Source organism: Panacibacter microcysteis (assembly GCF_015831355.1).
GTDB lineage: Bacteria > Bacteroidota > Bacteroidia > Chitinophagales > Chitinophagaceae > Panacibacter > Panacibacter microcysteis.
Genome location: NZ_JADWYR010000001.1, coordinates 41,130 through 62,677 on the forward strand (window position 1 = coordinate 41,130; position 21,548 = coordinate 62,677).

Sequence of the window (21,548 nt, forward strand, 5' to 3'; positions counted from 1 at the left end):
ATACAATGAACACCAAACAGCATCGTTCACTTTCTGCATTTAACAATGAACTGCGGCTGAAAGGTTTTAACGCTTTTCAGATTGTAGCCGACTCCAGCACAACACGCGTGTATAGCAGGAAAGATTTTTATAAAATCTGCATTACCACCGGGAAGAGTAAAATTCATTATGCTGACAGGAGTTTTGAACATGAAGGCAGTGTGTTGTTTTTCGGCAATCCCCGCATACCTTATTCCTGGGAAACTCTTTCGTCAACATATGCTGGTTATACCTGTCTTTTTTCAGAAGACTTTTTGAAATTGTCTGAGCGTTCGGCAGTTTTACAACAATCTCCTTTTTTTAAAATAGGCGGCACGCCTATTATGCATATTTCTGCAGCGCAGCGTAATTTTATCAATTCGATTTTTAAGAAAATGATTGAAGAGCAGGACAGTGACTACGTTTACAAAGACGACCTGATAAGAAATTACATCACCCTGCTTATTCATGAAGCATTGAAAATGCAGCCGCTGGAAAATTATTCTGTTCACAAAAATGCGGCTGCACGCATAACGGCCGTTTTCATGGAATTGCTGGAAAGGCAATTCCCGATTGAAAGTATGGACCGTCCGCTGGCATTAAAAACAGCGCAGGATTATGCAAACAGCCTGCATGTACATGTAAATCATTTAAACCGCGCTGTAAAGGAAATAACAGGCAAACCCACCAGCATTCATATTGCGGAGCGAACAGCCAATGAGGCAAAAGCTTTGTTGCAGCACACCGACTGGAACGTGGCAGACATTGCTTATGCGCTTGGCTTCGGCTACCCTACCTACTTCACCAATTTTTTTAAGCGTGTTACAGGAGTAAGCCCAACAACTATCCGGTCGGAAGCAGTTTGAATGTATTAATGATCGGTTTGATTATTGTAATGTTTAGGAAATCTCTATACATATTTTTGCATGCCGGAAGTAAAAACGTTGCGAATACGCAATACCTGGAGTATTTGTTATTACGCGGCGGGGCATGCCCCCAAATCAGTAAGCGTTCATTTGGTAACAAAAAAATCATACAATGAAATATTTGCTCACTGCGCTGTTGATGATTATTGCTGTTGGTTTTTCTGCTCCGGTGGGCAACAGCAAAGAAACAATGAGAGAAACTTCCGGTAATCGTTTAATCACCTCGAAAATGAAAATAACAATTGGCAATACTGCATTTACCGCTACACTTTGCGACAACCCCACAGCAGCAGCATTTTTAAAGATGCTGCCACTCACGATGCAATTAAAGGATCTAAACGCGAATGAAAAGTTTGGCGAATTGCCACATACGTTGGTTACCGGCGCAAAAAAGCCGGGCACTATCAATGCCGGGGATATTATGTTGTATGGCGCTTCCACACTTGTTTTGTTTTATGAAACATTTTCCAGTTCTTACAGTTATACAGTACTGGGAAAGATCGAAGATATAACCGGGTTGAAAGCATCGCTGGGCACCGGGAACGTAACCATCCGGTTTGAAAAGGCTGCCGGCTAACACAAATACAAAAAACATAGTACGGTTATTGACGCATACCAATCATTCTGTCATTTAAATATTAAAACCAATGGAAACAACAAAAGCTACACCAGGAGAAACAGGAACAACCAAAACAAAAGCCTATGGCACAAATGCAGCCGATGCATTGCTGGAACAATTAAACATTAACAGGAGAAAGCCCACGCCGCATGATGTGGAAATAGAGATCTTGTTTTGCGGGGTGTGTCACTCCGACCTGCATACTGCAAAAAATGAATGGCACAATACGATCTATCCGTGTGTGCCAGGCCATGAGATTGTAGGGAAGATTGTGCGTGTTGGTGAACATGTAAAGAAATTCAAGGCCGGCGACACTGCCGCGGTAGGTTGCATGGTAGATAGTTGCCGCGAATGCGATTACTGTAAGGAGGGGCTGGAGCAATACTGTGCCAACGGAATGACCGGCACATATAATGCACCTGATGCCCACCTGAATACTCATACGTACGGTGGTTATGCTGAAAACATAGTAGTAGACGAAGCGTTTGTACTGAAAGTGCCTGAAAACCTCGATCTTGCTTCTACTGCGCCATTACTTTGCGCAGGTATTACCACATATTCTCCTTTGAAGCACTGGAATGTGGGGCCCGGCAAAAAAGTAGGTATTGTAGGTATTGGCGGACTGGGGCATATGGGCGTTAAAATTGCAAAAGCAATGGGCGCAGAAGTGATTGTATTTACAACATCTGCCTCCAAGTTTGACGATGCCAAAAGGCTTGGCGCAGATGATGTAATACTTTCCAAAGACGCGGAACAAATGAAAAAGTATGCAGGTAAGCTTCATTTTGTATTAGATGCGGTATCTGCACAGCACGACATTAATGCGTACCTGAACCTACTGAGGGTGGACGGTTCACTGGCGCTTGTTGGTGCTCCCGAGCAGCCACTGCCTGTTGCTGCATTCAGCATTATACCATTCCGCAGGAGCTTTGCAGGATCTATGATCGGCGGCATTGCAGAAACACAGGAGATGCTTGATTTTTGCGGTAAACACAATATAGTGGCAGACATAGAGATGATCAACATACAGCACATCAATGAGGCATATGAGCGCTTATTGAAAGGAGATGTTAAGTACCGCTTTGTGATTGATATGGCCTCTTTAAAAAACTAACACCAATCATTGGTAAATTTTTTGACATGGAAATAACAAGGGTGGGGTCAAGGCCATCGGGTACAGGCCCCGCAGCATGGTTTACAGGCGCGGTAAGAATCGATCCGCTTTTTGAACCCAACACCGCAAGACGCGGAGCCGCTGCATCGGTTACGTTTGAGCCCGGCGCCAGAACCGCATGGCATACACATCCATTGGGACAAACACTGATCATTGTGTCGGGCTGTGGATGGGTGCAGAAAGAAAACGGCCCGGTAACGCCTGTTTACCCCGGTGACGTGGTTTGGTTTGAGGCCAATGAAAAACACTGGCACGGTGCCACGGCTACAAATGGCATGACGCACATTGCAATACAGGAAAGCCTGGATGGCAAAGTGGTGGATTGGCTTGAACACGTTACCAATGAACAATATCATGTAAGCTGATCTAACAGCATACAATCAATACAGGAAAGCTTCTCACCTCCATGAGAAGCTTTTTTATTAAAGGGATTTGTCATGTTTAATATTTTTATACAAACCTTAAACTTTACGTTCGTTCATCCGTTCTGTACGTTATTTTAGTAACAGAAAGTTGTAAAAGAATTAATTTCACACTTTTTAAGTCCCCCGGAGAACCGGCAAACATTTACCTGCGAAGGGCGCTATTGCCAGTCGCCAAACAATACATCACCTTCAATGCTAAATAAAATTCTGTCTGGTATAAAACAGGATAGTGATCAGGAAACGTTTGAAGCAGCAGAACTCGCAAAACTTTACCACAACGTTATTCATAGTGCCCGTGTGGCTATCGCCATTATTGATGGAAGAGATATGGTAGTAGCCACAGCCAATGAAGCATGCCTTGAATTGTGGGGTACAGACAAATCTGTTATAGGTCAGTCATTATACGTATCGCTGCCAGATCTTATGGCACAGGCTGCGCACATCCTGGAAGAGATTTATGATACGGGCAAACCTTTTGTTGGCAACGAAATACCTTATGTGGTAAACCGCAACGGAACACCACAGACAGGTTATTTTGATTTTGTATGGCAGCCCCGTTTTGATGATGAAGGCAAGGTGGAAGGTATTACGGCCATAGCCACAGAAGTTACAGAACGGGCATTGGTAAACAAACAGGTGAAGGAGAGCAAAGATAATGTTACCCGGCTCTTCAGCCAGGCGCCCGTTGCAATACAGATACTGAAAGGGCCCGAAATGGTGATAGAACTGATCAATGATGCTTCGCTGACGCTTATACAAAAGACCAGGGATGAAATGGTGGGCCGCAGGCTTATTGATGTATTCCCCGAACTGGAAGCACAGGGATTTATCGGCCTGCTTAAACAGGTATACGAAACCGGTGAACGCTTCCAGGCAGATGAACAGTCAGTGATCATTGTGAAAAACAACAAACCGGTACAATACTACTCCAGGTTTGTATATGAACCTTTCAGAAATGCGGACGGAAAGATTGAAGGCATAATGGTTATCGGCGAAGACATTACACAGCTTGTTTATGCAAGACAGCAACTGGAGCTAAAAGAAAAAGAACTATCCCAGCTCATTAGCCAGGCGCCTCTTGCAATTGTTTTACTGGAAGGTAAAAACCTGCTGGTACGCGTTGCAAATAAATATGCACTGGAAATTACCGGCAGGCAGTTACATGAAATGATCGACCTGCCGCTGGAAACTATTTTTACCGGTATACCTGAACGCATTCAGATATACCGCATGGTTTATGAAACAGGTAAACCACACATCTCCAGGGAAATACCACTTTCATTTACACGTAATAACCAACCGTACACCGGTCTTTACGATCTTCATTATACACCATGGTACAACCTCGACAATACCATTGCAGGCGTTATGGTGGTAGGTGTAGAAGTAACAGATACCGTTAATGCCAGAAACAGGATCGAAGAGAGCCAGCAACAATTTCAACACCTGGCCAATACAATGCCACAGGTTGTATGGATGGCCCGTGCAGATGGCCTGGTATTTTACTACAACGATCGCATTGCTATGTACTCAGGTGCAACAAAACTGCCTGATGGCAGATGGCAATGGGCGGGGCTGGTACATCCTGATGAGATAGCCCAAACGGAAAAAGCATGGAAAGATGCTGTAGCGTCCGGCGCTGTATACGAAATGGAACACCGGCTGATGATGCAAGATGGCGAATACCGCTGGCACCTCAGCCGCGCTATACCGCAAAAAAACAGGCAAAGCGAAATTTTATCCTGGTTTGGCACCGCAACAGATATACACCAGCAAAAAACATTCTCGGAAAAGCTCGAAGCAGAAGTGCTGATGAGAACAACAGAACTGCAACAGGCCAATACCGACCTTACAGACAGGAAAAAGCTCGATGAGAAAAAAGATGAATTCATCAGCATCGCCAGCCATGAGCTAAAGACACCGCTTACCATTGCACAAGGCTTTTTGCAACTGGCAGCAAACAGGCTGAAAGACATGCAGGACGACACCGTTTATTCCATGATCGAAAAAACCAACCGTGCGCTTAAAAGGCTGAACAATATCATCGAAGACTTCCTGGACGTTACGCGTATGCAACACGGCCAGCTGCAATTAAACCATGAAATGTTCGACTTCAACAGTATGCTTGAAGAAAGCGTTGATTTTATACGCACCACGTATCCATCAAGAAAGATCACCGTTAATGGTATACAGGGCAGCCTTATGATACATGGCGATAGTGAGCGTCTTAACCATGTATGCTCCAACCTGCTGAATAATGCCATCAAATATTCCGCCACAGGCAAACCCGTAGACGTTAACGTAACCAAAATAGCCGGCGAACTTATTGTGGAAATAAAAGACCACGGTATTGGCATTGCACCAGAAGATTTACCGCTGGTGTTCGACCGCTACTTCCGGGTACACGACATCAGTAAAACGCATACCGGCATGGGCATCGGCCTGTTTTTATCTGCAGAGATCGTGCGTAAACACCACGGAAAAATATGGGTAACGAGCGAAAAGGGAGCCGGCAGCAGCTTCTATTTTGCTATTCCTTTAACACAGCCAGCCAGTAATTAACCATAATCATTCACAAAGGCAGCCTGAACCATTGTGGGCTGGCAGCGGCAGTTTATAAATGCAGCAACAGTCCGGGCTATCCGCTGCAAGTTCTCGCCATTCGTACCTCATGGCTGCGGGCTTTACGCTCCTATCCCGCAGCCCTTTGGCAGTAAAGATTTTTTCAGCAGCGCCGGGTATGTCAACGCGTGATACATCATACATACTTTTAAGCAACCAAAGTATTTTTTTGGGGTATACTGTTGTTAACTTTAAAAGATCAATCAATAAACAGGTTTATATGAAAGCATTGGTCATCGGCGCCACAGGCGCCACAGGAAGAGACCTGGTAAATATTTTACTCAACGATCCTGCATATACAGCGGTGGTCATTTTTGTACGGCGCAGCACAGGCATCGTACACCACAAATTGTCGGAGGTTATTACAGACTTCAGCAACCTGCTAAACATCAGCAGTGCTGTTAATGGAGATGTATGGTTTTCTGTTTTAGGCACCACGCTTAAAGTTGCGGGCACCAAAGAGAAGCAATGGCAGATCGATCATGACATACCATTGAATTTTGCCACCATTGCCAAACAAAACGGGGTAAAAAAAGGAGTGCTTTTATCAGCCTGGGGCGCGGCAGCAACGAGTAATATTTTTTATTCAAAAATGAAAGGCCGGCTGGAAGATGCGATTGCCGGTCTTTCTTTTGAAGCACTGATCATTTTCCGGCCGGGCCTGCTGCTTCGGGAAAATACCGACAGAACTGGAGAACGGGTATCTGCCGCTGTGCTGAAGTTTTTTAATGGCATTGGACTGTTCCAAAAATTTAAACCTTTACCAACAACGGTGCTTGCAGCAAAGCTGGCCAAAGCGCCCAAAAAAATATTACAGGGAAAACATATTATAGCGCTAAAAGAAATTTTTGATTTTTAGTACCCGGGCAAACATAGCTGTTCCTAACATGCATGTTATTATAACGCTTTCGGATATGCAGTATCGTTGCCGATCACGGCGAAGGCGTACAAGTGAGTGACACAACAGGTGTACAATACATGATCTGCAGCCGGTAAACAAATAATTTACAATAGCATTTGTAGAACTTCTGTATTGCAAACCCGGATGAAACTGTACCAACTGCATTTAAATAACGGGCTAAATTTGTTATATTCATTTTTCATACTAAAACCATACAAGTGAAGCCCACCTTACATCAACGATTAACGTTTGCATTTGTCTTACTGCTTACACAATCATTTACATTGGTATTACAGGCACAGGATACCACCAGCTATATTCAAACACTGGATGTTTACACCGGCAAAACTGATACGGTGCTGGTTGCGCAGCAACATTTTGAGGCACCAAACTGGCACCCCGCCAATTACCTTATTGTAAACAGTTACGGAAAGCTGTACAGGCTGGACCTGGCTTCACGAAAAACGACGATGATCAACACTTCGTTTGTAAACCAGTGCAACAACGATCACGGCTTATCGCCGGATAAAAAGTGGCTTGCGGTTAGTCACAACGATAAAACGGACACGTCTTCCAAACCTTATAAATCTGCCATCTATATTGTGCCTGTAAACGGTGGCGAGCCTCGGAAAGTAACCACGCAGGTGCCTTCTTACTGGCATGGCTGGAGTGCCGATGGCAACACACTGGCTTACTGCGCGGAGCGTAACGGCAACTATGATATTTATACCATTGACGTAAAAGGTGGCACTGAAAGAAGACTGACAGACAATGAAGGACTTGATGACGGGCCAGACTACGCTGCTGATGGCAGGTACATTTATTTCAATTCTTACAGAACGGGGCATATGCAGATCTGGCGCATGTTTGCAAACGGATCTAAACCTGAACAGCTAACGTTTGACACCAACTCTAACTGGTTTGCGCATCCTTCGCCCGACAATAAGTTTGTAGTCTACATTGCTTATGCATCTGACGAAAAGCAGCAGCATTTGTTTGGTAAAAATGTAAAACTGAGATTGCTGGATCTGCACACCATGCAAAGCAAAGACATTACGCCGGTATTTTTTGGCGGCCAGGGAACCATCAATGTTCCATCATGGAGCCCCGACAGCAGGAAGGTTGCTTTTATCAGTTACGCTGTAAGCAAAGCCTCCAACTAGATTACAGTCATTTTACTGCAACGCATAACAAACTGCGGCTTTTGTTTGGCAGCCTGGTTATTGCAGGATTTGTGCTGCTACAAACTGCCGGCAATATTCTTTGATCATCTGCCGTACATCCCTGAAAGCCTGTAAAATCTCTTCCGCTGTGCCTGTTTTCTTAGCAGGATCGGGAAAGTTGTGGTGGAACTTTTTTGCACCCGAAGGAAAATATGGGCAACGTTCCTTTGCATTGTCGCACACGGTAATTACAAAATCGAAATCAATGTTCCTGTATTCGTCAATATGGTTTGAAGTATGCATCGAGATATCGATGCCATCTTCCTGCATGGTTTGTATGGCACGTGGATTTACGCCATGTGTTTCTACACCTGCGCTGTACACGGCCGCTTTATCACCTGCAAAATGTTTCAGATATCCTTCTGCAATCTGGCTCCTGCAACTGTTTCCTGTGCAGAGTACTAAAATTTTTTTCATAACGATTGTATGTCTTTTTTCATAACAATGGCGCTTGCAGGACAAACATGACTAAACTCTGACGAGGCCTGCAGTGCGGCAGGCACTGCATCTCTTGTTACCGGCCGGTACCCTTTGCGTTCAAAATAATGCGCCGCTGTTTCTGTAAGCAGGTACAAACTATGTAATGCCTTTTTTTGTGCATGGCTTTCGAGTTGTTGTAACAGTTGTGCTGCAATGGCATTGCCCCTCTGCAATTCGTTGACCACCATTGATCGCAGCAAACCATCATGGCCATACAACTCCAGGCCAATGGCGCCAACAACGATACCATCAACCACTGCCACAAAAAAATGCTCCATTGTTGAAGGTAAGTCAGCGGTTGGTAACCCTGCTGCCTGCAGCAGGTTGATTATTGCGGGCCGGTTTGCAACCGAAGCTCCATTAACAGTAACTGCAAAAATGCTATCCATTTTATTTGTCGTTTTAGCGGGCCAGCTAAAGTTATACTAATATCCCTTTCGCAGCATGTCAGCATAATCATTGGGAAGCGGGCTGTCTTCCACCGCTTTGGCTGCTTTTTCAACATCGTAGTCAAAACGGATAAACTCCACCTTCAGGCTATCTTTTTTTGTTATATCGGTATGCTCATCAAGAGTAAGTATAACATAACAGCCGGCAGGGTTATTATCTTTTGGTTTTCCTACAGAGCCGATATTTATTGCGTGGCGGCAGGGCATGTTGTCCGAAGCCTCAGCCGGCAAAATTCTATGGTAAGGCTTGTGGGTATGACCAAAACACAATATATCTGCATTTGCCTGCTCCATAATCCGCATCATACTTTGCTCGTCCCTGTCTTCAAAAAGATACTCATTTATTTTTCGCGGACTTCCGTGTACCAACAGCACGTTAAGCAATGTACCGTTTAGTTTAAACTCAATACGTATATGTGCAGGTAGTGTTCTTAAATACTTCCTTTGCTCCGGCTTTACGATCGAATTTGTGTAGGAGATGGAAATATTGCCCATATCTTTTTCAGGCGCAGACTTGTAAGCACACCCACATTCGTTACTCATTAATCCAATACCTTCATCGTAATTACCCGCGATAGCCGGTATACCTCTTTTTCTTATTTCATCAATCACTTCATTGGGCCAGATGTTGTAACCAACCAGGTCTCCAAGGCAATAAACAGCATCGGGATGCTGCTCATCCATGCTTTTAAAACATGCCTGCAATGCAGGTAAATTTGCGTGTACGTCACTAAAAAGAGCGATTCTCATAACAGTAGACTTTGGTACTATAATTTATTTTCTTTATAATATTTTTTCCTGAGCCAAAAAGCCACATTGACCAATGCTATCAATGCCGGAACTTCTACCAGCGGGCCAATAACTCCCGCAAAGGCCTGACCACTGTTTATGCCAAATACACCAATAGCTACGGCAATTGCAAGTTCGAAATTGTTACCCGCTGCAGTAAAAGCGATAGATGCATTGGTAGAATAATCGGCACCCATTTTTCTGCCGGCAATAAAACTAATGAGAAACATCATTGTGAAGTATAGCACCAGCGGTATTGCAATCCTTATCACATCAAATGGTATTTGTACAATCAACGCTCCTTTTATGCTAAACATAAAAACAATGGTAAAAAGCAGCGCAATCAGCGTGATGGGAGATATAAAAGGAATGAACTTATCCGTGTACCATTCATCCCCCATAAGTTTGCGCAATGTTATACTCGACACAAGCCCGGCGGCGAAAGGAATGCCTAAATAAACAGCGACACTTTCCGCAATATCTGCAATTGTTATGTTTATTGCCGATCCTTCAATACCAAATAACGGAGGCAGAACGGTTATAAATACATAGGCATAAACGCTGTATAACAATACCTGGAAAATGCTGTTTAACGCTACCAGTCCTGCCGCATATTCCCTGCTTCCCTCCGCCAGTTCATTCCACACTATTACCATTGCAATGCAACGTGCCAGCCCAATAAGAATCAACCCTGTCATATATGCGGGATAGCCATGCAGGAAAATAATGGCGAGAAGAAACATAAGAACAGGCCCCACCACCCAGTTCAGAAGTAGTGACATTCCTAAAACCTTTGTGTTGGTGAATACCTCTTTCAGTTTGTTGTACCTGACCTTTGCAAAAGGAGGGTACATCATGAGAATTAAACCAAGGGCCAAAGGAATATTGGTTGTACCGGAAGAGAAAGAATCTATATACCCTGGAAATGCAGGAAATAAATATCCGGCCAACACGCCTGCAACCATTGCAGTAAAAATCCAAAGCGTCAAATACCTGTCAAGAAAACTCAACCGCTTTCTTTCATGTGTGGGTGCACAATTGTTTGCTGACATAATCTTTTTATTTTAAAATGAAAACTAGTCGCAACAACCAGTGGCACAACAGGCTTTTTCTGTAACAGGTTTTTCTGCGTAAACTGTTATACTACGTATACCTGTACCAGACTGCCTGAAAGCCTGTATTTCTTCGGTTGAAAGGTACTGACTCAAAATATCAGCAGGAATAATGATCGCCTTATCTTTTTGCACCGTAATATTCGTAAACCCGTTTGATGCTATCAGTTCGAGGTACACCTGTTTTTGAATGGCACCAGATACACAGCCTGCGTACATTTCAGCGGCCTGTTGTATGCCCTGGGGCAACTGGCCTTCCAGCACAATATCCGAAATGGAGAAGTGGCCGCCTGGTTTAAGTACGCGGTAAATTTCTTTTATCACACCATCTTTATTGGGCACAAGATTCAATACACAATTACTTACAATCACATCTGCGGTATTTGCGGTTACCGGCATATGTTCAATATCGCCCTGCCTGAACTCTACGTTATTCAAACCGCGTACTTCAGCATTTTGCCTTGCCCGCTCAATCATAGCCGGTGTAAAATCTATACCGATCACTTTACCTGTTTCGCCCGTTTCGTGCCTTGCAATAAAAGCATCATTGCCTGCGCCACTGCCAAGGTCAATAACAACATCACCCTTTTTTATTTTGGCAAACTGTGTGGGCAAGCCGCAACCAAGCCCAAGATCTGCATCGGGGTTATAACCTTCCAGTTGTGTATAATCGTCTGCCATAATGTTGTACACTTCTGTTGAGCAGCAACCAGAGCCACAGCAGGAGCTTTCATTCGTGGCCTTATCCTGTAAAGCGATCTCAGCATATTTCTGTTGTACCAGTTCTTTTAATTGATTTTGTGTGTCCATTGTATGTAGTTTTTATTTATCGGAATATTACGATGATTACAGCCAAAAAAAATCAGCAGCATTCCTTACTGCTCCTATAGCTGTCAAATAACTGGTTTAGCCAAACCTGTGCAACCTTCCACTCCTTTTCGTCAATGCAATAGCAAACTTTTGCACCTTCAATCTCACCTTTTATCAACCCTGCTTCTTTTAGTTCTTTCAGGTGTTGAGATACCGTACTTTGAGAAAGTGGTAACTCCTCCACTATGTCCCCGCACTGGCAGGCGGCTTTATTAGCTAAAAATTTCAGGATCGCTATCCTTGCAGGATGCGCCAGCGCCTTTGCATACTTTGCAAGCCTGTTTTCCTTTACACTAAATTCATGCGATTTTGTAGCACCCATATCAATCGCAATATTACGATAACGATTTTACCCGCCAAAATTTTTTTCCATTAAATACACAGATCCCAACACAGCTCACAAAAAACCTGCTCATTGCCCGCGCTAAAAGTAAACTGATTATGTACCCGGCAATAGTTTTTCATGGCATCACCTGTTGTGTCACTCACTTGTGCGTTCCGTTTTTATGGCGGCTGCAGCGCACAACTTAACACAGCGTCAAACAAACTTTGCACTGCTTATTATCGCATAATACATTGCTTGTCTTTGCTCGTTGGTGTTAAGCGGTGCAACAACGCATGAGCACGCATTTTTTGTGGTACATTTAATAGCAAAATTGCCTGGCATATGACAATCACAGCGCAGTACAAACATGTCGTGGAACTTATTGCATCTGCACAATACGATGCATTGCGTGCATTGACCATTTCAAAACCACAACGGTTCAATTGGGCCGAAGAAGTATTTGAGCGCATCCATGTACATGAAACACCTGGCGCAACCGCGCTTATATGGACAGACGGCACCACAGAAAAGCACTTCAGTTTTCAAATGCTGCACGACGAATGCAATCAACTGCTAAATCTCCTGAGAAGCCATCATATAAAACAGCAAGATGTCATCTTTGCCCAAATGCCCCTGCTGCCTGAAAACTGGCTCACTGTTTTGGCTTCAGTCAAAGGCGGGTTCAGGCTGGTGCCGGCAGCAACAATTTTAGGCGTCCAGGATATTGTTTACCGGTTTGGACGACTCCTGCCAAAAGTAGTGATTGCAGATCATGAAAATGCACCAAAGATCGATGAGGCCGAAGTCCTTTCCGGCAACACGATAACGTTAAAGATCATAATCGGTGCGCACCGACCGGGCTGGGTCAGCATCCAGCAAATAAAATTACAACCTGTTACCGCGCATGCAGCCGCCACAGCTGCAGACGATCAGTTGTTTCTTTTCTTCACTTCCGGCACAACGGGCATGCCGAAAGTGGTTACCCATACGCATTTTAGTTATCCTTTTGGCCATCTGACCACAGCATCCTGGATCGGCCTGCGAAAAGGTGATGTGCATTACAACATCTCGCAGCCAGGCTGGGCAAAGTTTGCCTGGAGCAGTTTTTTTGCTCCCTGGAGCATCGGCGCCACCATCTTTGCATTTAACCCTCCGGGCCGTTTTGTTGCAGCCGCTCACCTCGCTGCCATGGAAAAATATAAAGTCTCTACGTTTTGTGCACCGCCTACAGCACTGCGTATGCTTATACTCGAAAAGCTTACTGCGTATCATTTTTCGTTGCGGGAATGCGTGGCCGCCGGAGAACCGCTCAACCCGGAAATTGTGGAACTCTGGAAAAAAGGCACGGGCATCACCATACGCGATGGCTACGGACAAACAGAAAGTACATGTCTCGTGGCAAACATGCCGGGCAGCAGGGTAAAATATGGCTCTATGGGTAAACCTGCCTTTCTATACGATATTGTTATAGCAGATGATGATGGCAATATACTCCCCGCTAATGAAGAAGGCAATATTGCTGTGCAAACAGGCACCGGCAAACCCAACGGCTTATTTTCCGGTTATTTTGGTGACACTGCTAAACAACAGGAAGTTTTCAAACACCAGTTATACTATACCGGTGATAAAGCATACACAGACCAGGATGGCTATATCTGGTTTATCGGCCGGGATGACGATGTGATCAAATCATCCGATTATCGCATCGGTCCCTTTGAGGTAGAAAGTGTTCTGCTGGAACACGAGGCCATCGTTGAATCTGCGGTGGTTGGCAGCCCGCATGCCGCAAAAGGATTTCTGGTAAAAGCCTTCATCGTACTGGGTGACCAGTATACTGCTTCCGCGCAACTGGCAGAGGATATTTTTGCTTTTGCACGTAAAAACATTGCTGCGTATAAAATGCCCAGGATCATTGAATTTGTTGCCCATCTGCCAAAAACGATCAGCGGCAAAATAAGACGGGTAGAATTACGTGGCATAGAAGCGGAACGGAAATTGCAACAGCAGGTTATTGACAATGAATTTTATTTCAACACCGGCAAATGAACACTGTAAGGGTGGTTACACAAGTCACGATACACCGCTACACCTGCAGGTAAATTTGTAAAAACGTTAGCTATGGCAACAGTTAAACTTACAACACAGGGCTTTAAAGATGATATCTTCAATTACGAAACATCTGCAGACTGGTCGTACAAAGGCACCTTACCTGCAATCATTGATTTTTATGCAGACTGGTGCGGCCCATGCAAAATGGTAGCACCAATATTAGAAGAACTTTCCAATGAATACGAAGGCCGGTTGGTGATTTATAAAGTAGATACAGAAACCGAAGAAGAGCTGTCAGCAGTGTTTGGTATTCAGAGTATACCTTCCCTGTTGTTCATACCGGCAGAAGGCGAACCGATGATGCAGCCCGGCGCCCTTCCAAAGCATGTCTTTAAAAAAGTGATCGAAGAAAAATTACTGGCTACAGCAGGCGGTTAAACGTAATACTAAAAACACATGATGATAAAAAGCCCTTTGGGGCTTTTTTGTTTGTAGGCACCGGGCTTTCACCTTTCCATGCAGCATCGTTGCGTCGCACACTTGTACTGTGACAGCATGGCTCAGCAAAGCGAAGACCAAAGCGAAGACCAAGAAAAATACCTGCTCTGTGACTTATGTCATATTCAGGGTATTCACCGCTCCGGATATTTGCATTCATAAAGTTGATTTTATTAATGCTTTACGTTGGTTTGAGGTTACAGGGAAGGCCTTTGCCTTCCCTCTTTAAAACAAACATCATTATGAACTTACAGCAGCTACTACAAGATCCTGCATCGAAAATCATCGATGTACGCAGCGCCGGGGAATTTAATGCGGAGCACATCAATGGTGCAATCAATATACCGCTCGACCAGGTGCCGGCCCGCACAGCCGAACTTGAGAAACTCGGTAAGGCACCCATCATATTCTACTGCAGAAGTGGTAACCGCAGCGGCATGGCTGTTGACTTTTTACAACAGCTCGGCTATAGTAATGTTTACAATGGCGGCAGTATCGACTATCTAAAACGCTTATTAAACTAATACATTATGATAGCATTCTTAAAGACATTATTCGGCATGCAGCCCGTTGATTACAAACAACTGTATACAGATGGTGCGGTTATTGTAGATGTACGTACGCCGGCAGAATACAAAGCCGGTCACGTTAAAGGTTCCATCAATATACCGCTTGATAGTATAAGATCTAAATCAACAGACTTAAAAAAAAGAAACAGGGCCGTTATTACCTGTTGTCAAAGTGGCGGCAGAAGCAGCCTTGCAAAGCGTGTTTTACAATCTGCAGGTGTGGAATGCTACAACGGCGGCTCATGGAACGCGCTTCAAAAAAAACTGAGTTAATCAGTTTGCTGCCGGCATCGTCCATTCAAAAAAATATCATGACTTATAAAACAATAATGCAGCTTACTTCCGGCGATGCCGACGTTTTTAAAAGCGCGGTATCGCAGTTGAATAACCTGATGAAAGCTTTGCCCGGCGCTGTAGAGATTGAACTGGTGTGTCATGGCAGAAGCTTTCCTTTTTTGTTAAAAGAAAACAACCTCTACCTTCCGCTGCTCAATCAGCTGGTGTGTAATAAAGTGGCTGTCGTTGCCTGCGAAAATATGTTGCAGACAAACAATATCCAGGCTGCTCAACTGGCTGCCGGTGTTAGTACTGTCCGCGCCGCTATAGCAGAAATCGTCGTAAAGCAACACCAGGGCTGGAGTTACATTAAAGCCGGTTTCTAACGATCGGAAAGCAAAAAATGTAGTGTTTCCCGGCCAAAGTCGTTGCCGGAGAATGATGATAATCATGTTGCCAACAATCGCACCGCTATACCTTTGCGCAAAAATCAAGGAATGCGGTTACCAGATAATTATGTTTCCCCAAAAGAAGCCCTCGCTGTTATTCAATCCAATCAAAGAGTTTTTATCCATGGCAGTGCACATACACCAACTTATTTACTGAAACATCTTGCAAAGGAGGCAGACAGGCTCGAGCATGTAGAAGTTGTATGCATCAGCGTTTATGGAGAGCTCGAAATAGACAAGCCGGTTTACCGGAACAACTTTCATGTCAATTCTTTGTTTGTTTCCGCTTCTGTCAGGAACGCGGTAAAGACAGGCAATGCTGATTATGTTCCTATTTTTTTAAGTGAAATACCAGAGCTTTTCAAACAACGTGTTTTGCCCATCGATGTTGCTATTGTGCATGTATCGGTACCCGATGAGCATGGCTATTGTTCGCTTGGTACATCGGTAGATATTGCACGCAGCGCGGTAAATACAGCAACCTATATTATTGCACAGGTTAATCCCAACGCACCAAGAACACATGGCGATGGTATGATACACATGAGCCGCTTCCACGCCATGGTCTATTGCGAAGACGCTTTGCACGAAACAAACTTTACAGAAAAATGTGGCCCCGAAACCGAAAAGATCGGTGCGTTGATTGCAGCACTTATCGATGATAAAAGCACGATACAAATGGGCATCGGCGCGATACCTGATGCGGTTTTACAATGCCTGCACAACCACAAAGACCTCGGTGTACATACCGAAATGTGCTCTGATGGCATCATCGATCTTTGTGAAAAAGACGTGATCAACAACAAATACAAAAAGATCCATCCCAACAAATCTGTTTCTTCCTTTGCGCTTGGCTCAAAGCGATTGTATGATTATGTAAACAACAATCCATCATTCGCATTTCTGGATATAGATTATGTAAACGATCCGCACATCATACGCCGCAACAACAAAATGGTAGCCATAAACAGCGCCATAGAGATAGATATCACCGGCCAGGTATGCAGTGATTCTATCGGTACCACACAATTTTCAGGCGTTGGCGGCCAGATGGATTTTATGCGTGGCGCCGCGCTGAGTGAAGGAGGCAAGCCAATTATCGCCATTCCCTCCAGGACAAATAAAGGTATTGCACGCATTGTACCCATGTTAAAGCCCGGGGCCGGCGTTGTTACCACAAGAGCGCATGTACATTTTGTGGTTACGGAATATGGCGTGGTAAACCTATGGGGAAAAAACCTCCGGCAGCGTGCAAAAGCATTGATCAGTATTGCAAACCCCGAAGATCGTGAAACACTTGACAGGGCTTATTTTGAGCGCTTTACCAATTAAGAGAAAAAATTGTATGTACCCGGCATTTGTATGGCTATTGAGCGTCCCTTGCGTCGGAAACAACTACCAATAAGGGACAAGTATATAACGTAGCCGCAAAAAAAACTTATTTACGTTATAAAGGTTAATTCTTATTTGTTAGTTGATACGGAATGACTGAACATGAAGCAAATATGTCAAAGATTTACCGCCGTATATTAATATTAGTGATTGTTCAAACTACTGTAACAGTGGGAGCATTACTGATAAAATTGCTGCAATAGTTCCTATGATAACAATCCAAAAAGTCCATCTTGCTATTGTTTCATTTTTCTTTTCTGCTGCCATCTGGTCTAATAAGAACTTATATTTATTTCTTCCTGCTATTGTAATTTTATTCCCTTGTTCTTCCCTGTCATTGACAACAAATATCCCTTCATCTATTAGCCCTCTGTTGTTCATCTCATTTGTAATTTCATGCTCTAATCCTACACCTGCTTCGCTTGCTTTAGCTCTAAAATCCCAATAGCTCAAATAACCATTATTATCAATCAACAATTTTAGAATGTCATAATCTTGCTTTTCTTCACAAGTCATTTTTTATTGATTTTACTATTCTTTATAGGTGTATTAGCAGCCTTTTTAATTAGCTGTTCAAATGACATATCTATGTGCAAAGGCTGTTCGGGTAATTGCTTAGTATTAGTTTTTTTCGTTTTTTTAGATTTCATAATTAAAGCCATTGAGATGGTTTCGTAAAAGATTTTCCGTCTTTACTTATAGTATCTTCCATTATTGCGGCATCAAATTTTTTCGGATTGTTTTCTAAGAAAACAACAGGTTTGCACAAATTAATTAAATCCATAGATGTTCTAAAAGGGGGAAAATATATTTTAAACTGTTTATCGGGAAAGTTTTGTTTTATACATTCAATGGTGGGAATTAAATCACTATCAGCAGTAACTAATATCAATTTATCAGCATTATTTTTAAAGCAATCTAATAACATGTGACAAGAAATATTTACATCAGTTCTTTTTTCTTCAGGCACTTGAAAAGGCGAACCACAAATTTTACAACCTACAGTTTTATCAATATATTTCCCTTTAATAATTTCAAACTTTTCTTGATTAATTAGCGAGTTTGCAGCGAAGAGTGTAGCCTGTCTGCTTCGTTTGTACGGGTTTTGAGGTGGAGCGGTAAAGTATTTGACTTTTACTAACTCTTGGGTATCTGGTAAAAATTGTGAGCAAAATTTTACAAAGTCAATCCAATAATATCGTTTCCAAACCGCATCTTTTTTGCATTTGTCTTTTAAGCCATTGTAGAAGTTGAAACCATCGAAATAGAAAATCACCTTTTTCATATGGGTAATAAAGGTAATAAAAAAAGCTGCCAGAGGCAGCAGAACTATATTACTGAGAATATAGTGGGGCGTGTTCGGGTGCAAATATAAACATATTATGTGGATAATAAAACATCTCGTGTATTAATTACAATAATTTGACAAATTGTCAACAATGTGTTAAGTGACTGTAATTCATATAAATATTATTTCTTGCCTGTAAGTGTTTTATAATCTAATCTACCTTCTATAAGACCTAATGACATTTTGAATCTATCAGCGTCTTTAATCTTTCTGCTATTGTATCTAAATGCAAATTCATCACAATATCTTTCAAGGTGTTTAATACTTACCTGATGGTATATTCCTATAATACCACGTTTAAGCAAACCAAATGCACCTTCAACGCTATTAGTATGAAATTGTCCTCTTACAAATTCTTCTTGTAAGTGATTTACAACTTCATGCGCCGTATATTCTTTATCTAATCCTTTATAAGAAATAAGACTATCAGTAATAACTGTTGCTTTCTTATTGATATGTTTTCTAACCATACCTTTTAGTGTTTCCTTACTACTATCAATAACTTTGAAAACTACTTTGTTTTCACGTTCTAATAAGCCCATAACACCAGTTTTATTTTCTGTATGGCTTCTATTTTCAACGTGTGCTTTATTACGTATTGATTTGTGTTTATTCTTCATTTTGCCGCCAATGTATGTCTCATCTACTTCACAGATATTATTTAATTCAACTGGTTCTTTATCTCTCATCATTTCACGTAATCTATGTATCATAAACCAGCTTGCTTTTTGGCTTACACCAATATCTTTTGCTAATTGGTAGCTACTAATGCCTTTCTTATGTGCTGTAACTAAATAACAAGCCATGAACCATTTGTTTAAGGGTATATTACTCGCTTCAAATATTGTCCCTACTGTTACACTAAACTTCTTATAACATGCAGATGAGCCACATTTATATCTTTTACCACCTTCAATGTTATAACACTTACCATAACCGCAATAAGGGCATATAGCTTTACCATCCTGCCATCTACAATCCGCTAAATACTTTCTACATGTAGCATCATCGGGCATTGTCGCAATAAGTTCATGTAAGTTTTTAAACATGGTTATTATTATTTAAATTGTAGTTTCAAAACGACCATCTAAAACAAATGAATATGAAAAATGAGTTTAAAATAGGAGATGTTGTAGTATTTAAATCGGGTAGCCCAAAATTTACAATCAGTGGAATTGAGAATAATTTAGTTTCTATTATCTATTGGAATGGAACAGATATAAAAACTAATGGGTGGTTTGATTATGCCTTAACGAAAGTCGAATAAGGCAAATAATTTTTCGTTCAATTGAATTAAAGACATCTCATTTAGGGAATACTTAGATGCTATTTCTAAGCAGCGAATTTTTGCATCTATTTTTTTTAACTCTAATTCAATTTCTAACTCTTGTCCCTTATTAGTTGTTAGTGCCCTTGCGTCGCACTCTTGTACTGTAAAATCATGAGCAGCAAACGCGAAGACCGAAGCGTAGCAATAAGGTAATTTATTGCGCTCTCTTACTATACCGCAAGATAACCGCCATCAACTGCGTAATAGTTTCCTGTTACAAAAGATGCTTTGTCACTGCTGAGCCATATTACCAGTTCTGCAACTTCTCCTGCTTCGCCCAGTCTTCCTGCGGGGTGCATCTGTACCAGTGCCTTTTTTACATTTTCATCCAATGCACTCAATAATGGGGTATTGATAAATGCCGGGCCCACCACATTTACCCGAATGCCCTGTTTGGCATATTCCACTGCTGCATTCTGAGACAACCCCACCACACCATGCTTTGCTGCCACATACGCCGCTGAATTGGCAAAGGCAACTTTACCGAGAATGGAAGACATATTTACGATAACGCCGGAACCCTGCCTCGTCATTTGCTGCAGCTCGTATTTCATACAATAAAATACACTGTTGAGATTTACGTTGATCACCTTATGCCATGCTTCCAGGCTCATATCTGCAACAGGGTTTATTTCTCCGCCAATGCCTGCATTATTGAACGCTATATCCACCGCGCCGTACTTTTCTGCGGATTTCCTGATCAGCATTTCGCATGCTGCCGCATCACTTACATCTGCCTGTATAAAATGAGCCTGCCCTCCTGCTGCTTCAATTGCGGCCACAGTTGCTGTGCCACCGGCTTCCTGTATGTCTGATACAATCACTTTAGCGCCATACCTGGCATACAATACCGCCGCCGCCTCTCCTATGCCGGAACCGGCGCCGGTTACGACTGCTACTTTACCATTAAAAATGTTTTCCATACTGAATAGTTGATACCACAACTTGTTTAAGCATTAAAGGTACCAACACCTTCCGGCCAAGATGCTGATGAATATCAGCTAAAGCAATATAACCGGGAATAACAAGCCTGCTAATAACAGATGCTGTGGCACCCGGAACTGTTGCGTAAAGCTTTACAGTACAAGAGTGCGACGCAACGGATGCCCGGATGCAGTACTGCAGCCGGGCTCACAATGATCAACATGACCAACCTCACACGCCGGTATGACCACTGATATTGTTTTACGCTTTTGACCAATATTATATTTGATATGACATTTAAAACACATAAACAAAGGAGGATATTATGGCAACCCAGGCATTAGCTAAACTCAATGAAAGAATGCCATCAATATTTGATGAATTCTTTAAACCATGGAATGCATGGTTTGATAACGGCATGGCCAACCGTGCCTTCAATCTACCGGCTGTAAACATTACAGAAGCACCGGATGAATACATTGTATCGCTTGCTGCACCCGGCCTGAAGAAAGAAGATTTTAAAATTGATGTAAGCGGCAACATGCTTACCATAAGCAGCGAAAAAGAAGAGAATAAAGAAGAAAAGGGCAAAAAGTTTAACCGCAGAGAATACAATTATGCTTCGTTTAGCAGGAGTTTTACACTACCGGAAGAAGTGAATATGGAAAAGATTACCGCTCGTTATGAAGACGGTGTGCTGAAGATTTCTTTACCATGCAGGGAACAGGCAAAGCTGGTAAATGCTAAACAGATAGCTGTTCAATAGGAAAGTTTGTTTCT

Annotated in this window: 25 protein-coding genes; 15 read left to right on the plus strand and 10 right to left on the minus strand. The window is 42.7% G+C overall.

The window, feature by feature from the left end:
• The first annotated feature begins 5 nt into the window (after positions 1–5).
• The 7 genes from I5907_RS00175 (at position 6) to I5907_RS00205 (ending at position 7,848) form a co-directional block, all read left to right on the plus strand.
• The gene (locus I5907_RS00175; protein WP_196988732.1) at positions 6–884 is read left to right on the plus strand and encodes a helix-turn-helix domain-containing protein; all 879 of its coding nucleotides are present in this window, start codon (positions 6–8) and stop codon (positions 882–884) included.
• A 172-nt stretch (positions 885–1,056) separates the two neighbouring features.
• Positions 1,057–1,521, plus strand: coding sequence for a cyclophilin-like fold protein (locus I5907_RS00180; protein WP_196988733.1), 465 nt, complete (start codon positions 1,057–1,059; stop codon positions 1,519–1,521).
• Positions 1,522–1,591: 70 nt separating this feature from the next.
• Positions 1,592–2,677 carry an NAD(P)-dependent alcohol dehydrogenase gene (locus I5907_RS00185; RefSeq protein ID WP_196988734.1) on the plus strand — a complete coding sequence of 362 codons (1,086 nt, stop codon included), beginning with the start codon at positions 1,592–1,594 and terminating at the stop codon, positions 2,675–2,677.
• A gap of 26 nt (positions 2,678–2,703) precedes the next feature.
• The gene (locus I5907_RS00190; protein WP_196988735.1) at positions 2,704–3,102 is read left to right on the plus strand and encodes a (R)-mandelonitrile lyase; all 399 of its coding nucleotides are present in this window, start codon (positions 2,704–2,706) and stop codon (positions 3,100–3,102) included.
• 252 nt (positions 3,103–3,354) lie between these two features.
• Positions 3,355–5,724 carry a PAS domain-containing sensor histidine kinase gene (locus I5907_RS00195; RefSeq protein ID WP_196988736.1) on the plus strand — a complete coding sequence of 790 codons (2,370 nt, stop codon included), beginning with the start codon at positions 3,355–3,357 and terminating at the stop codon, positions 5,722–5,724.
• A gap of 280 nt (positions 5,725–6,004) precedes the next feature.
• A complete protein-coding gene (locus tag I5907_RS00200) occupies positions 6,005–6,643 on the plus strand; it encodes an NAD(P)H-binding protein (protein ID WP_196988737.1) in 639 nt (212 codons plus the stop codon).
• A gap of 260 nt (positions 6,644–6,903) precedes the next feature.
• Positions 6,904–7,848: a TolB family protein gene (locus I5907_RS00205; protein ID WP_196988738.1), complete on the plus strand. Its 945-nt coding sequence runs from the start codon at positions 6,904–6,906 to the stop codon at positions 7,846–7,848.
• Between the two features lie 57 nt (positions 7,849–7,905).
• Here I5907_RS00205 and I5907_RS00210 read toward each other — a convergent pair whose 3' ends face one another.
• The 6 genes from I5907_RS00210 to I5907_RS00235 are packed head-to-tail and all read right to left on the minus strand — an operon-like array spanning position 7,906 to position 11,930.
• On the minus strand, positions 7,906–8,325 hold the full coding sequence (locus tag I5907_RS00210) for an arsenate reductase ArsC (protein WP_196988739.1): 420 nt from the start codon (positions 8,323–8,325) through the stop codon (positions 7,906–7,908).
• Positions 8,322–8,777 (minus strand): arsenic resistance N-acetyltransferase ArsN2, encoded by a 456-nt coding sequence (gene arsN2 / locus I5907_RS00215; protein WP_196988740.1) that lies wholly within the window; start codon positions 8,775–8,777, stop codon positions 8,322–8,324. Before arsN2 ends, I5907_RS00210 begins: the two co-directional genes overlap by 4 nt.
• A gap of 36 nt (positions 8,778–8,813) precedes the next feature.
• Positions 8,814–9,587: a metallophosphoesterase family protein gene (locus tag I5907_RS00220; protein ID WP_196988741.1), complete on the minus strand. Its 774-nt coding sequence runs from the start codon at positions 9,585–9,587 to the stop codon at positions 8,814–8,816.
• Between the two features lie 17 nt (positions 9,588–9,604).
• Positions 9,605–10,678: an ACR3 family arsenite efflux transporter gene (gene arsB / locus I5907_RS00225; RefSeq protein WP_196988742.1), complete on the minus strand. Its 1,074-nt coding sequence runs from the start codon at positions 10,676–10,678 to the stop codon at positions 9,605–9,607.
• A 24-nt stretch (positions 10,679–10,702) separates the two neighbouring features.
• Entirely contained in the window at positions 10,703–11,548 is an 846-nt protein-coding gene (locus I5907_RS00230) for an arsenite methyltransferase (protein WP_196988743.1), read from the minus strand.
• A 52-nt stretch (positions 11,549–11,600) separates the two neighbouring features.
• Positions 11,601–11,930, minus strand: coding sequence for an ArsR/SmtB family transcription factor (locus I5907_RS00235; RefSeq protein ID WP_196988744.1), 330 nt, complete (start codon positions 11,928–11,930; stop codon positions 11,601–11,603).
• Between the two features lie 345 nt (positions 11,931–12,275).
• Here I5907_RS00235 and I5907_RS00240 point away from each other — a divergent pair, with 345 nt between their 5' ends.
• From I5907_RS00240 to I5907_RS00265, 6 genes are all read left to right on the plus strand, one after another.
• Complete coding sequence (locus I5907_RS00240; protein WP_196988745.1) at positions 12,276–13,979, plus strand: acetate--CoA ligase; 1,704 nt, start codon at positions 12,276–12,278, stop codon at positions 13,977–13,979.
• A gap of 72 nt (positions 13,980–14,051) precedes the next feature.
• Positions 14,052–14,420 (plus strand): thioredoxin, encoded by a 369-nt coding sequence (gene trxA / locus I5907_RS00245; protein ID WP_196988746.1) that lies wholly within the window; start codon positions 14,052–14,054, stop codon positions 14,418–14,420.
• 302 nt (positions 14,421–14,722) lie between these two features.
• Positions 14,723–15,004, plus strand: coding sequence for a rhodanese-like domain-containing protein (locus tag I5907_RS00250; RefSeq protein ID WP_196988747.1), 282 nt, complete (start codon positions 14,723–14,725; stop codon positions 15,002–15,004).
• Between the two features lie 6 nt (positions 15,005–15,010).
• On the plus strand, positions 15,011–15,322 hold the full coding sequence (locus I5907_RS00255) for a rhodanese-like domain-containing protein (protein ID WP_196988748.1): 312 nt from the start codon (positions 15,011–15,013) through the stop codon (positions 15,320–15,322).
• 38 nt (positions 15,323–15,360) lie between these two features.
• Positions 15,361–15,711: a DsrE family protein gene (locus I5907_RS00260; protein WP_196988749.1), complete on the plus strand. Its 351-nt coding sequence runs from the start codon at positions 15,361–15,363 to the stop codon at positions 15,709–15,711.
• Positions 15,712–15,822: 111 nt separating this feature from the next.
• Complete coding sequence (locus tag I5907_RS00265) at positions 15,823–17,106, plus strand: acetyl-CoA hydrolase/transferase family protein (RefSeq protein WP_196988750.1); 1,284 nt, start codon at positions 15,823–15,825, stop codon at positions 17,104–17,106.
• Positions 17,107–17,325: 219 nt separating this feature from the next.
• Here the strand turns inward: I5907_RS00265 and I5907_RS00270 are convergent, their stop codons facing one another.
• The 3 genes from I5907_RS00270 to I5907_RS00280 all read right to left on the minus strand — a co-directional run bounded on the left by I5907_RS00270 (position 17,326) and on the right by I5907_RS00280 (position 19,563).
• Positions 17,326–17,682, minus strand: a complete 357-nt coding sequence (locus I5907_RS00270) for a hypothetical protein (protein ID WP_196988751.1) — start codon at positions 17,680–17,682, stop codon at positions 17,326–17,328.
• A gap of 136 nt (positions 17,683–17,818) precedes the next feature.
• Positions 17,819–18,451 carry an NYN domain-containing protein gene (locus I5907_RS00275; protein WP_196988752.1) on the minus strand — a complete coding sequence of 211 codons (633 nt, stop codon included), beginning with the start codon at positions 18,449–18,451 and terminating at the stop codon, positions 17,819–17,821.
• Between the two features lie 185 nt (positions 18,452–18,636).
• Complete coding sequence (locus I5907_RS00280; RefSeq protein WP_196988753.1) at positions 18,637–19,563, minus strand: IS1595 family transposase; 927 nt, start codon at positions 19,561–19,563, stop codon at positions 18,637–18,639.
• 53 nt (positions 19,564–19,616) lie between these two features.
• Here I5907_RS00280 and I5907_RS00285 point away from each other — a divergent pair, with 53 nt between their 5' ends.
• Positions 19,617–19,781 carry a DUF2158 domain-containing protein gene (locus tag I5907_RS00285; RefSeq protein WP_196988754.1) on the plus strand — a complete coding sequence of 55 codons (165 nt, stop codon included), beginning with the start codon at positions 19,617–19,619 and terminating at the stop codon, positions 19,779–19,781.
• 233 nt (positions 19,782–20,014) lie between these two features.
• Here I5907_RS00285 and I5907_RS00290 read toward each other — a convergent pair whose 3' ends face one another.
• On the minus strand, positions 20,015–20,767 hold the full coding sequence (locus tag I5907_RS00290; RefSeq protein WP_196988755.1) for an SDR family NAD(P)-dependent oxidoreductase: 753 nt from the start codon (positions 20,765–20,767) through the stop codon (positions 20,015–20,017).
• A 326-nt stretch (positions 20,768–21,093) separates the two neighbouring features.
• Between I5907_RS00290 and I5907_RS00295 the strand changes: the two genes are divergently transcribed.
• A complete protein-coding gene (locus tag I5907_RS00295) occupies positions 21,094–21,534 on the plus strand; it encodes an Hsp20/alpha crystallin family protein (protein WP_196988756.1) in 441 nt (146 codons plus the stop codon).
• Positions 21,535–21,548 lie beyond the last annotated feature (14 nt).

Bases quoted from the DNA above. Each gene is read 5' to 3' on its own strand.
- I5907_RS00280 (WP_196988753.1), bottom strand. From the start codon at position 19,563: ATGTTTAAAAACTTACATGAACTTATTGCGACAATGCCCGATGATGCT.
- I5907_RS00185 (WP_196988734.1), top strand. From the start codon at position 1,592: ATGGAAACAACAAAAGCTACACCAGGAGAAACAGGAACAACCAAAACA.
- trxA (WP_196988746.1), top strand. From the start codon at position 14,052: ATGGCAACAGTTAAACTTACAACACAGGGCTTTAAAGATGATATCTTC.
- I5907_RS00235 (WP_196988744.1), bottom strand. From the start codon at position 11,930: ATGGGTGCTACAAAATCGCATGAATTTAGTGTAAAGGAAAACAGGCTT.
- I5907_RS00195 (WP_196988736.1), top strand. From the start codon at position 3,355: ATGCTAAATAAAATTCTGTCTGGTATAAAACAGGATAGTGATCAGGAA.
- I5907_RS00255 (WP_196988748.1), top strand. From the start codon at position 15,011: ATGATAGCATTCTTAAAGACATTATTCGGCATGCAGCCCGTTGATTAC.
- I5907_RS00295 (WP_196988756.1), top strand. From the start codon at position 21,094: ATGGCAACCCAGGCATTAGCTAAACTCAATGAAAGAATGCCATCAATA.
- arsB (WP_196988742.1), bottom strand. From the start codon at position 10,678: ATGTCAGCAAACAATTGTGCACCCACACATGAAAGAAAGCGGTTGAGT.
- I5907_RS00220 (WP_196988741.1), bottom strand. From the start codon at position 9,587: ATGAGAATCGCTCTTTTTAGTGACGTACACGCAAATTTACCTGCATTG.
- I5907_RS00210 (WP_196988739.1), bottom strand. From the start codon at position 8,325: ATGAAAAAAATTTTAGTACTCTGCACAGGAAACAGTTGCAGGAGCCAG.
- I5907_RS00265 (WP_196988750.1), top strand. From the start codon at position 15,823: ATGCGGTTACCAGATAATTATGTTTCCCCAAAAGAAGCCCTCGCTGTT.
- I5907_RS00190 (WP_196988735.1), top strand. From the start codon at position 2,704: ATGGAAATAACAAGGGTGGGGTCAAGGCCATCGGGTACAGGCCCCGCA.
- I5907_RS00290 (WP_196988755.1), bottom strand. From the start codon at position 20,767: ATGGAAAACATTTTTAATGGTAAAGTAGCAGTCGTAACCGGCGCCGGT.
- I5907_RS00275 (WP_196988752.1), bottom strand. From the start codon at position 18,451: ATGAAAAAGGTGATTTTCTATTTCGATGGTTTCAACTTCTACAATGGC.
- I5907_RS00230 (WP_196988743.1), bottom strand. From the start codon at position 11,548: ATGGACACACAAAATCAATTAAAAGAACTGGTACAACAGAAATATGCT.
- I5907_RS00285 (WP_196988754.1), top strand. From the start codon at position 19,617: ATGAAAAATGAGTTTAAAATAGGAGATGTTGTAGTATTTAAATCGGGT.
- I5907_RS00240 (WP_196988745.1), top strand. From the start codon at position 12,276: ATGACAATCACAGCGCAGTACAAACATGTCGTGGAACTTATTGCATCT.
- I5907_RS00180 (WP_196988733.1), top strand. From the start codon at position 1,057: ATGAAATATTTGCTCACTGCGCTGTTGATGATTATTGCTGTTGGTTTT.
- arsN2 (WP_196988740.1), bottom strand. From the start codon at position 8,777: ATGGATAGCATTTTTGCAGTTACTGTTAATGGAGCTTCGGTTGCAAAC.
- I5907_RS00200 (WP_196988737.1), top strand. From the start codon at position 6,005: ATGAAAGCATTGGTCATCGGCGCCACAGGCGCCACAGGAAGAGACCTG.
- I5907_RS00270 (WP_196988751.1), bottom strand. From the start codon at position 17,682: ATGACTTGTGAAGAAAAGCAAGATTATGACATTCTAAAATTGTTGATT.
- I5907_RS00175 (WP_196988732.1), top strand. From the start codon at position 6: ATGAACACCAAACAGCATCGTTCACTTTCTGCATTTAACAATGAACTG.
- I5907_RS00260 (WP_196988749.1), top strand. From the start codon at position 15,361: ATGACTTATAAAACAATAATGCAGCTTACTTCCGGCGATGCCGACGTT.
- I5907_RS00250 (WP_196988747.1), top strand. From the start codon at position 14,723: ATGAACTTACAGCAGCTACTACAAGATCCTGCATCGAAAATCATCGAT.